Raw genomic sequence first — 11,024 nt, forward strand, 5'->3', positions numbered from 1 at the left:
AGGAAGCTGATCTTTTTTGTCCGAACAGCGTTCGGATTAATTTTACAATCTACCGTGTTTTATTAGTTTTTTTGCTGAATCCATGAGTAATGATGTAATAGTTATCGGTAACATGAAAATATAAACCGCGTTGGTAGTTGTTTCCTTGCCTAGAGCGTAATTCAAAAAGGTTGTCATCAATTTTTTTGATCAATTGTAACCGACTAGCAATTTGCAATCCTTTCTCTTCAGTAATTTCAATAGTTGCTTGTAGTTTGATACGTTCTTTGACTGGTAGCGCCGTAAAGTATTCAATAAACTCGTTGTGACCATTGGGGCGTAGGTAAGATTTGAACTTCGGCTTTTTCATACTGATATAGTCGCATATATGCGTCCAAAATGCAAAAATAAACTTTTAAGATATGAAACACAACCAGTTTATGAGTTGTATAGTATATGTATATGGGGATGATAACAATGTTAAAAAATGCGAAAGCTGAACGGTTATATCAAGAAATTCGGGTCGCTTATAATGACGCAGAAGTTAAAACTGATATTGAGTTACGAACAGAATTATTGCAATGTGCGCAAGCGCTAGTCCGCGATGAAAATTACTTAGCGGTCGCCACCAAAGTTCATGGGGTGGCCTCGCGGGCCAATCGGCGGCATCTGGCGGCACCAATTGCCGCGATGGTGACCTTGAGTAATCAAACTGCTAAGACGTCCGAATATTATTGGGGCGTCGCAGCTACCGCGATCCTTGGCGGGTTAATGATTCATTAAAAATAGTTAAAACCAACGACATCTTGTACTTTGGATGTCGTTTTTTATGGCTTGGGTTCGTTCGGATAACGTGGATTTAAACGGTTGTTTTAGCTTAACCTTATACGATTTTATTTTTAAAAATCGCGTGATAAAGCTTTAGTAGCAAGGCTTTTATCGGTCAAGTAATGGTATTCTGTGTGTAGGGTTCCAGTTAAGTAAATACGGCTTGGTGAGCGGGAGGGTGATTACTATGAAAATAGTGGTTTATTCCAACGAAAGGCCCTCACCAAATTTTGTTGGGTTTGGATTTCATGATTCCTAACATTGTAGAAGCAATCTTAATAGCGATAGTTGGCGTTACGACAACGTTAATGGTATTGACCGCGCTATTTAGAGCCGCTTTGAAATGTTATCAAGCTTGGAAAGACTTAATTCACGAAATATTTAAGTAGCAAAAAAGACCGTAGCATACTTGGGAGAGTATCCGACTACGGTCTTTTCGACCAAAATAAAAAATCTCACTAACTGCATTTGCAGTGCTGGGCAATAACCCTGAGCGGATGTTAGTTACCGCTAACATCCTTTTTACATCTGTATTGTAGCATGTCTTCACCAAAGTGTATTGAAAAAGCAATCTGGTTTTCAGGTCAAAGTCGGTACCGCCACAGCAGTTCGGTGGCCGGACTTATCCACTAATGAGGTGGATAAGTCACCCCGCGGCGATGATTAGTGGATAAGTTTTTGACTGCGACGATGATTTTGGCAGTTATCCACCGTATTTCAATGATACCAATGGGTTAACGCGGCTGGCTTGTGCATAACTAATGCAAATAACAAAATAAATTGGCTATTCGCAAACTTTCTCCTTGACCTGGAGCTGACTCCAGGTTTTAAAGTATGACCATGTTGAAGAACAAAACTCATATAAATCATTGGAGGAATTACTTATGTTAAATAATATCAATTGGCCAAGCCGCTACTTACCAGGGACGACGGACAACTTTGTTTCTAATGAAGTCATCGTTAAAGATTTGACGGTCGCGGAAGTTTGGGCGTATTTAGTCGATACGAGCAAATGGGAAGGTTATTACGAAAATGCCGCCAATATTGTGCTGACGGATCAAAGCACCACCCATTTGCAACAAGGTGAAAACTTCCATTTCGATACGTTTGGTTTTCCGATTGACGCGCAAGTGATGGAATTAGTCGCTCCTCAAGATAACCAAATCGCGCGCATCAGTTGGCACGGGTGGCAAGATGGCGATGCTGAAACGGCGTTAGATGTTTATTACGCTTTCTTAATTGAAGCGTTACCCGGCCAGCGCGTGCGCGTTTTGACCCAAGAATCGCAAATTGGTAAGCCGGCTGCTGACATGGCGGGCCAAACGCCCAACCCGATGCTAAATGGCCATCAAGCTTGGTTGGACGGCCTCGTTAAAGCGGCGAAGGGGGCTAAATAATGACCAAAACTTGGTTAGTGACCGGGACTTCGAGTGGTTTTGGTCGTGAATTAGCGACGTTGTTAGCGCAACAATCAGATATTAACTTGGTGGCCACGGCCCGCAAGATGACTGATTTAGCCTATTTGGATACTTACGACCATGGTCAAATCGCCAAAAGTTTGTTAGATGTGACGGTGGCTGACCAAATTACCGCGACCGTTCAACTGGCGCAAGACCGATTCGGTGGCATTGACGTGTTAGTTAATAACGCTGGCTTAGGTTACTTTGCGACTATCGAAGAAAGCGATACTGCCGCGGTTCGTCATTTGTTTGATGTGAATGTGTTTGGGTTAGCCGCGATGACGAAAGCCGTTTTGCCGATTATGCGCGGTCAACATGCCGGGACCATCGTCAACTTGTCATCGGCGCTCGGCCTCGTGACCTTACCAACGATGGGGTATTACAGTGCCACGAAGTTTGCCGTAGAAGGTTATTCGCAAGCCTTGCAACAAGAAGTGGCGAATTTGGGTATCGACGTCATGATTGTTGAACCGAGTGGCGCCCGGACGAATTGGGCAGGTGCGTCGTCGCAAAAAGATGTGCCGACGATTGCTGATTATGACCAATTCAAAGCGCAAGTTGCCGGGACCGATGCGAGCGCCGGCAGTGAACCTGGGGACCCGCGGCAAATTGCCAAGTTGATTTTTGAACAAGTTACCAGTACACAGCCTACGCCTAAGCATTTGCCATTGGGCCACTTTGCTTCGGCCGGCGCGCAAGCCCATTTAAACGATTTATTAGCCGAAATTAAAAATTTGAGCGCTATTTCTGAAAGTGCTGATCAAGCTTAGTCTAAAATAATCGCCCACAAATGTTGTCAAAACTGACATTTGTGGGTGATTATTTTTACGAGTTACTTACCAGATCGTTTTTTTACCGTTAAGCGAGCGCGGCTTTTTGGGTAAGCGGTCATATTGCCAAACGGCCCGGGCTGCATAGATGACGGCGACGACGCCCATCAAGTAAAACCACGGATTATTAGTCCAAGTAAACATTGGACTAGTCAACGCCCACATGTTAGTAGGTAAAAAGCTGTTGATGGTCCCAATCAAAATCACGATGGCTAATCCTTTGGAAGCGCCCAGTTGTGTCTGGCGTTGTTCCCAATATAGTCCCGGGAAGACGCCAATTAAGACGTTCGTAAAGATGAACCACTTGAACATCAACGGGTCGTGCATGAAGACTCGGAAGACATTCACGATAGTAATCATCAAAATGATTTGACTGATGACCCGGCCCCACGCAGCAGCGAGTGGGGTGTGACCATCCGCATATAAGTGACCCCAGATGGCATCGCGTTCAACGTAAATGGCTTTGTATAAATTGAAAATTTCAAAGCAATTCCACACCATTAAAGCGATTGAGGCGGCCCAGAAAAACCAGAAGTTGTGGTATTGATGCGCGGTGAGTGCAAAGACGATGGCGCCCATGGAATCGTGGGCAAAATAAAAGGTGTGCATCCAAATCGGATACGGGGCGCTCTTTTCGCGAATGACTAACGCAAAACTGTACATGTATTCGAGGTAGCCAATGAAAAAAGTAATGCCGGCTACGGCTAATACGAAGCCAATCTGCGGATTAGACCAACTGAAAGTCGTCAAAAAATCTTGTGCCCGATAACCAGTTGGATAAGTTGTATATAAAAATTGCATGTTAAGGTCCTTTCTACTAAGCTATTAATGAGTATTAGTTTAAGCAATAATCATCATCAGTTCGCACCATTATTAAAAAAAGTGTGTATTAAGTAGGAGGCAACTATGGACCCACGCGTACAACGCACGCAACAGGCGTTACGGACCGCGCTGTTTCAATTATTAGAAACGCAAGCGCTCAATGATATTACGGTGACCCGGCTCTGCCAAACCGCGGGCATTAATCGGCGGACGTTTTATATTCATTATCAAAATGTGACGGAAGTTTTTACGGATTATGAGACGGAGTTGGCGGCGCAATTACGAGCAGGGATTACCGCCCAACATCCGGATGTGGATAGTCTGTTAGCAACCGTCAACACGATTTTGTTCAGTAATTTTAAAGGCTTTCGCTATTTGTGTTTAAACCGGCAAGCTCAACACTTAATCGACGACCTGAAACAGTTATTGTTAACCGTGATGACGGAACAACTAGTCGGTCCGCAACCCACACCGGCGCAAATAGTCGTTTTGCAATACACGGTAGCGGGACTATTGGATTCATATGTCGCCTGGGTCGTCCAACCACGCACCGTTGATTTTGACGTGTTAATGGCGATGAATAAACAGTTAGTGCACCGTTCGTTAGCGTTATTATGATCTGTCGGTTGTCGAGTCTAAAAATGGCGCAGCTGGAATTGCCGTTGTGAGTCAGTCGTAATTCCAGTAGCCGTGGCGACCGGTTCGAGCCAAAAAGCGGTCTCAAACCTCACTTTGAAGTTGGTTATTGCCGCAGTTGGCTGACCGTAATTCCATCGTTCTGGGACCGGCCCAAGCCTGGGAAACGTCTTGGACCTCGCTTTTGAGCCCAAAGGTCAGGTCTCAAAAGACGTCCGTGGTGTAAACGGGCAAAGAACGTCCGTTAACGCCACTTTCAGGACGATTCCATTACGGTCAGCCAACTGCTAATTTCAGTTCAGTTTCAAAACAAAATTAAGTGTATGAAATTGTAGTTGAATATTTTCGATGGCTGTTAGTCTAATCAAAAATAACCGTCAATAACCTACTTTAAGAAAGGACCTTCAAAGATGTCGGTGCCGTAAGTCTGGAAAAAAAACGCCGAACTAACGCCATTTGCACGGCAACTTCCATTGCGACTGACTCACAACTAAATTGATCTGGGTAATGAGCAAACGCGGTATCATATTGATGTAATCGCGAAAACAGTAAATATTTGTCCATCAGTGAAATGGTTATATAGGGTCTCCATATGGTTGCACTTGAAAAAAACTTCAAAGCTGTGCCATTCTATTTGACTAATAGAGAGAAATTCAGTTCACATAGCTTTACCAACGTTTTGAAAGGCCCATGCTGTTGGTCATAAAAATAAAGCACCCGATGAAAGTTTAACTTCATCAGGTGCTTCGTATTTTTGAGATTAGCTTAGACTGTTTTACCTCAGCTTAATTGGCGTTTTTTATAGTAGTAAACAGGAATCCCAATCATGACAATCACGAGTGATAATAAGACCCCGGGTAAATCGGAGCCGATTTCACTAATGATGACAAATAGGGCGCCTAAGATGGCAATCAGTGGCGTAATTGGAAAGCCCGGCGTTGAGAAGGGCCGCGAGTCACCGGCATGGCGTTTGCGTAATAAGAAGACGCCGATAAAGGTCGCAACGTAGAAACAATATACCGTAAAGATACACAAATCCGATAACCGGTCGGGGTTAAAGAATAGAATCATGATGCTGGCATAAACGATAATGACTGACGTAGCCACAATCGGTTCGTGTGACTTACGATTCAAGTAGCTCAATTGCTTTGAGAATGGTAACTGGTGACGTTCAGCCATCGCATAAACGATGCGAGGGAACGTCATGATTTTTCCGTTTAAACAGCCGACCATCGAAACGATAATCCCAATATTCAATAGCCGACCGCCAATCGTCCCGAAGGCCGCGTTGGCAAAGTAAACGGTCGTTTGTTGACCGAGCTTGTGAATCGTGTCAGCGGGGATGAAGTGTAAAATCCCGTAAGTAACTAACGTGTAGGCGACTAAGACGAGTGAAATCCCTAAAATAATCGCTTGTGGTAATAACTTTTGCGGATTCTTGATTTCACCGCCAAGGTTGGCGACTAAAATCCAACCATCGTAAGCGAATAAGGTGGCTAAAACGGCGACCCCAAAACTCCCGGTCGATTGACTGACCGTATGTAGTGTTTGGCCAAAGGCGTTTTGATTCCCATAAAACAACCCAAAAATGATAATGGCCGCAATCGGTAGGAGCTTCCCGAGGGTGGTGACGATTTGAAAGGCCGCGCCCCAGCGGTTTTCAAACATATTCAAAATTCCAATTAAGATAATCACGCCAATGGCTAAGGGAGCTTGCCAGCCGTTACTTAAATTGAAGAAACCGACCAACAAGATACCCAAGTAGGCGGCAATCGAAGCAATAATGGCGGGACCATAAACGGCAACTTGCATCCAGCCGGATAAAAAGCCCCAAAACTTACCATAGATTTCTTCCATATAAACGTAGAGCCCACCAGTATGCGGCATTTGCGCGCCGACTTCGGCAATCGTTAAGCCGGCCGTTAACGTGATCAAACCACCGAGCAGCCACGCTAGCAGCGCGTTACTCGTGGAACCAGCGCTATCGAGGACGGATGATTGCTTAAAAAATATTCCGGAACCAATGACGGTCCCAACGACTAATGATAAGGCCGACCAAAAACCAAGCGAACGGTTTAAGGTCGGTTCTGAATTTGTGGGCATAAAATGACCATCCTCACTTTCGCTGAACAAGCTAGATTTAGTTGAATGCATTTAGCATACCAGAGAATATTTTGCACCGCAATTAAGAAAACGTTTTAAATTGAAAATTAATCCTTAATTTCCGAACTAATTACATTTTTATATTGTCATAGTTCGATAAAATGATTTATTCGTATTCTGATATTGTACAATAGTTCGCATTTCATCAGCTTTTTAATATTCAGGCCGTGGCCTTGGTAGTTGGTTGCCACGTTTAAATCTAGTATAATGCAAACAGAGAGAGTGAGGAACAAAAATGGTAATAGCAATTGTGGTAATTCTCATCATTGCCAGTCTTGGACTGCTGGGATTACTAATTCGCGGTGCCCGGCAAAAACAAGTTCAATTTAGCGGCCGTGATTTTACGTTGGGCTTTGGGATTGGTGCGGTGACCGACTTTTTAGACACGTTAGGTATCGGTAGCTTTGTGACGTCGACGGCCATTTTTCAAGCGACCCATTATTTAAAAGACGAACGGCAACTGCCTGGGACCTTGAATACGATGCATTCGATTCCCACGGCCTTTGAGGCGATCTTTTTCGTCACGGCCGTCAAAGTTGACCCGTGGACGTTGTTAAGCCTAGTCTTGGCAGCTGCAGTGGGGGCGGTGCTTGGTAGTGAGTTTATGGTCAAGCTGAATCAACGGCGGATTCAGTTGATTATGGCGATTGCCTTAGTCGTGACGGCGGTCTTAATGGCAGCCAAACTCATGGGGTGGGTCAGTCTACTCGGCGTGGCCAATCACGCGACGAGTTTGCGTGGCTGGCCGTTGGCGATTGGGATTATTGGCAACTTTATTTTAGGATTACTAATGAGTGCCGGAGTCGGCTTATATGCGCCATGCATGGTCATGGTCTATTTTCTAGGCTTGACGCCGATTGCGGCGTTTCCAATTATGATGTTATCGTGCGCGTTGTTGATGCCGAGTTCGGCGGTCAACTTCATTCGCCACGACCGCGTTGACTATCGCGGCTTGTTCGGGATTATCCTCGGTGGCATTATTGGGGTCATCTTAGCCGCGACCGTCGTTAAGTCCCTGTCATTAACTGCGCTAAGTTGGTTGATTGTCCTGGTTAGTCTGTGGACGGCCAGCTCACTAGCTAAAGCTGCCATGCGTGTCAAAAAGGCGGCCCGCCAGTAAGCTACCGCTATTTTATAATTTAACTTATTCAAACGATATCGTAACGGCATTTTTGCAGCTAAAAATGTGGTTACGATATTTTTTTGCTTTCATGAAAATAAGTCGAATTATGCCAATTTATTTACAAACTATACAGCATGCTGTATAGTTTTAGTTGAGGTGAGTCACATGGATCAAGACGAAATGGTGGCGCGGCAAGTCTTAAAACTAGCACGCAAGGTCAAGCACCGGCGGAATTTACATATTAAAGATTTAGCGATGACGACGGAACAAGCCGACGCGTTAAAGTATTTTGCCGATTATCCGAATAGTACGATTGCGATGTTTAAGGATTACCAAGAAATCACGCACCAGACGGCCCGGCTAATTGTGCAACATTTAGTTAAGCAAGGCTTAGTCATTTTGCAACCAAATCCGGCTGATGGGCGTGCTAAGCTCGTGGCAGTAACTGTGGCGGGATTTGAAAAGCGCACGCGCTTAAAACAACATGGCTGGAAGACGAGTGAAGAACTCTTCCAAGGCTTTACGGCAGCGGAACAACAACAATTTTTAGCATTACTTAGTCGAGCCAATGCTAACTTAGAGAGAGGAAATGAGTAGCGTGAAAACGCGGTTGTATACGAAAGATGTGAAATTAGTGTTGGCGGCTAGTTTCTTTTATTTGATGAGTCCGATGTTAATTAACCCGGTGATTGCTGGCTTTGCCACGAGTATCGGGGCCAGCAGTATTTTAGCGGGCGTCGTCGCAGGGCTGATGAACTTAACGTCATTATTATTACGGCCATTAGCTGGTAATTTGACGGACCGGGTCTCGAAGTATCACTTAACGTTGGTCGGCGGAATTTTAATTTTAATCGCGAGTCTTGGTTATAGTGTGACCGACAATGTGGCCTTGATTATGGTTTGTCGAGTGATTAATGGGTTGGGCTACACGTTGTGCTCCGTTTGTATGGCAACGTGGATGGCGAGCTTGCTACCGGCTGACCGCATTGGTTCCGGGATGGGGATTTACGGTTTAGCCAACGCGTTAGGCATGGCGATTGGCCCGGCCGTCAGTGTTTATTTGTATGAGCATTACAGCTATCAAAGTGTGTTCTGGTTAGCGGCGGCGTTTAGCATTCTCATGTTGATTGTGATTCAATTTGTTGGTAATCGTAGCGTGCCGAGTCCAGCTTATCAGGAAAATAAACCACGGGGCTTGCGACTCGTGCAGCCAAAAGTGGTCCCAGTTGCCATCATTTTAATGTTATTTTCGTTACCTTACTTTGCCACGCAAACTTACATCGTGAGCTATATTGCCCATCGCCATTTTGCCGTACCCGCGGGCGTCTTTTTCCCGGTTTATGCGGTGATTTTGTTAGTGATGCGGATTGTGCTGCGCGATGCTTTTGACCACGTGCCGTTCAAAAAATTCATTTGGATTTGTCTCGGCTGTAACTTACTAGGGCTGATTGGCCTAACCGATTTGAGTAACTGGTTCATGTTGATTGTCGGGGCCTTCGGATTAGCGGCTGGTTACGGCTTAATGTTTTCGATTTGCCAAGCTAAAGCGTTGACGCTCGTGCCGGAATCGGATCACGGCCTGGCTAACAGTACTTTTTATATCGGGGTTGATTTAGGGATGTCGTTCGGGCCGATGTTAGCCGGGGTCATCACCACGGTCTTGCCATGGGCGTGGTTCTATCCCGTCATGATGGTCACGCTACCCTTAATTGTCGTGGTTTATCTATTTTGTCGGCGGGCCCTCGCTTAAAATGAGAGTGCGGATGCTTGTCGCTATAACAATATGCATGTTATAACCATTGGCAGGAGATGATATACGTGGATGAAGCTAAAAAGATGCAAATTTTGGCGGATTTAATCAAAATTCGCTCGGTCAATGATCATGAATTACAAGTTGCCAACTATTTGAAAAAACTATTAGATGACGCGGGTATTGAAAACAAAGTGTTACCTTTAGGCGGCGACCGCGCGAACTTGGTGGCCACGTTAGGTCATGGTCGGCCGGTGTTAGGGTTAGCCGGGCACATGGACGTTGTTGATGTGGAAGCGGACAATTGGAAAACAGACCCCTTCGTGATGACGCAAGCCGGCGATAACTTATATGGCCGGGGCGTTAACGACATGAAAGACGGCTTAGCCGCGATTGTCATCACGTTAATTGAACTTAAACAAAATAATGTTCCGATTCATGGGACTTTGAAGTTTCTCGGCAGTGCCGGTGAAGAAGTCGGCCAAGTGGGGGCGCAAGCCTTAACGAAGGGCGGCTACGTCAATGATTTGGACGCGTTATTAGTTTGTGAACCAACCGGCTATCGGATTATTAGCGCCAATAAAGGGACGTTGAACTTAACCGTTAAATCGCACGGTAAAGCGGCGCACAGTTCGATGCCGAAGCTTGGCAACAATGCCGCAACCCATTTATTAAACGTCTTACAACGAATGCAAGCGACCTTTGATGAGATTGCGGGCGGCGTGGTCAATCCGTTGATGGGGGAAACGCTCTACAATGTCGACGTTTTGCAAGCCGGGAACCAGGTTAATGCCATCCCTGGCTTAGCCACTGCTCAAATCAACATGCGGACCTTACCAGAATTACCGAATGACCAATTATTTGCGGCCTTTAAAAAGACCGTGGACGACTACAATGCCACGACCAACGGCGACGTTGAATTGATTGCGGCGGATAGTGTCATCCCGACTGAAGGCAATAACGAGTCGGATTTGATTAAGATGATTCAAAAAATCGGTAATCCGTATGCGGCTAAACAAAATCCGAGTCCGGAACAGCAAAAACATGACGCCATGTTATTGAAACTGTTAGATATGCCTTATTCAGCGACAGAAATCTTAACGATGAGTGCTTCGGGCGGCACCGATGCGTCGAGTTACTTGCAAGACCAACCGGTTGGCTTTGACTATGCGGTCTTTGGTCCTGGTAACGATACCCAACATCAAGATAATGAATATACTTCTAAAAAGATGTATCTGGAATTCATCGACATTTATCAACAATTATTCGTGCAATATTTGGATGCGGCTAGTGCTAAATTAGCAGCGGAAGAATAAGACTAAACGCATTAGCTTTCCTAATTGGGGCTAATGCGTTTTTGCTTTAATAAGGTCAACGAATGGTAGATTGCAAATTTAATCCGAATTTTTGGACAAATTGTTCAGCATAACCTG

General features: G+C 45.1%; 11 protein-coding genes. 8 read left to right on the forward strand and 3 right to left on the reverse strand.

Annotated features, from left to right (window positions below; all coding sequences use genetic code 11):
• Positions 1-49: 49 nt before the first annotated feature.
• A complete protein-coding gene (locus DY78_RS00025) occupies positions 50-349 on the reverse strand; it encodes a type II toxin-antitoxin system RelE/ParE family toxin (protein ID WP_029779002.1) in 300 nt (99 codons plus the stop codon).
• Positions 350-456: 107 nt separating this feature from the next.
• Here DY78_RS00025 and DY78_RS00030 point away from each other — a divergent pair, with 107 nt between their 5' ends.
• From DY78_RS00030 to DY78_RS00040, 3 genes are all read left to right on the forward strand, one after another.
• On the forward strand, positions 457-762 hold the full coding sequence (locus DY78_RS00030) for a bacteriocin immunity family protein (RefSeq protein WP_024625044.1): 306 nt from the start codon (positions 457-459) through the stop codon (positions 760-762).
• A gap of 929 nt (positions 763-1,691) precedes the next feature.
• On the forward strand, positions 1,692-2,204 hold the full coding sequence (locus DY78_RS00035) for an SRPBCC family protein (RefSeq protein ID WP_029779001.1): 513 nt from the start codon (positions 1,692-1,694) through the stop codon (positions 2,202-2,204).
• A complete protein-coding gene (locus DY78_RS00040; protein WP_024625042.1) occupies positions 2,204-3,037 on the forward strand; it encodes an SDR family NAD(P)-dependent oxidoreductase in 834 nt (277 codons plus the stop codon). Before DY78_RS00035 ends, DY78_RS00040 begins: the two co-directional genes overlap by 1 nt.
• Before the next feature lie 66 nt (positions 3,038-3,103).
• Here the strand turns inward: DY78_RS00040 and DY78_RS00045 are convergent, their stop codons facing one another.
• Positions 3,104-3,898 (reverse strand): hypothetical protein, encoded by a 795-nt coding sequence (locus tag DY78_RS00045; protein ID WP_024625041.1) that lies wholly within the window; start codon positions 3,896-3,898, stop codon positions 3,104-3,106.
• 105 nt (positions 3,899-4,003) lie between these two features.
• Between DY78_RS00045 and DY78_RS00050 the strand changes: the two genes are divergently transcribed.
• Positions 4,004-4,537 (forward strand): TetR/AcrR family transcriptional regulator, encoded by a 534-nt coding sequence (locus tag DY78_RS00050; protein WP_024625040.1) that lies wholly within the window; start codon positions 4,004-4,006, stop codon positions 4,535-4,537.
• Positions 4,538-5,335: 798 nt separating this feature from the next.
• On the opposite strand, the gene DY78_RS00055 is transcribed toward DY78_RS00050, so the two are convergent.
• Positions 5,336-6,658 (reverse strand): APC family permease, encoded by a 1,323-nt coding sequence (locus tag DY78_RS00055; protein ID WP_024625039.1) that lies wholly within the window; start codon positions 6,656-6,658, stop codon positions 5,336-5,338.
• Positions 6,659-6,953: 295 nt separating this feature from the next.
• Between DY78_RS00055 and DY78_RS00060 the strand changes: the two genes are divergently transcribed.
• The 4 genes from DY78_RS00060 to DY78_RS00075 all read left to right on the forward strand — a co-directional run bounded on the left by DY78_RS00060 (position 6,954) and on the right by DY78_RS00075 (position 10,907).
• Positions 6,954-7,838 (forward strand): sulfite exporter TauE/SafE family protein, encoded by an 885-nt coding sequence (locus tag DY78_RS00060; RefSeq protein WP_024625038.1) that lies wholly within the window; start codon positions 6,954-6,956, stop codon positions 7,836-7,838.
• Between the two features lie 168 nt (positions 7,839-8,006).
• A complete protein-coding gene (locus DY78_RS00065; RefSeq protein WP_024625037.1) occupies positions 8,007-8,438 on the forward strand; it encodes a MarR family winged helix-turn-helix transcriptional regulator in 432 nt (143 codons plus the stop codon).
• Position 8,439: 1 nt separating this feature from the next.
• On the forward strand, positions 8,440-9,591 hold the full coding sequence (locus DY78_RS00070; RefSeq protein WP_024625036.1) for an MFS transporter: 1,152 nt from the start codon (positions 8,440-8,442) through the stop codon (positions 9,589-9,591).
• Positions 9,592-9,659: 68 nt separating this feature from the next.
• The gene (locus tag DY78_RS00075; protein WP_051502030.1) at positions 9,660-10,907 is read left to right on the forward strand and encodes an ArgE/DapE family deacylase; all 1,248 of its coding nucleotides are present in this window, start codon (positions 9,660-9,662) and stop codon (positions 10,905-10,907) included.
• Positions 10,908-11,024 lie beyond the last annotated feature (117 nt).

This window comes from Lactiplantibacillus fabifermentans DSM 21115 (genome assembly GCF_000498955.2).
Taxonomy (GTDB): Bacteria; Bacillota; Bacilli; order Lactobacillales; family Lactobacillaceae; genus Lactiplantibacillus; species Lactiplantibacillus fabifermentans.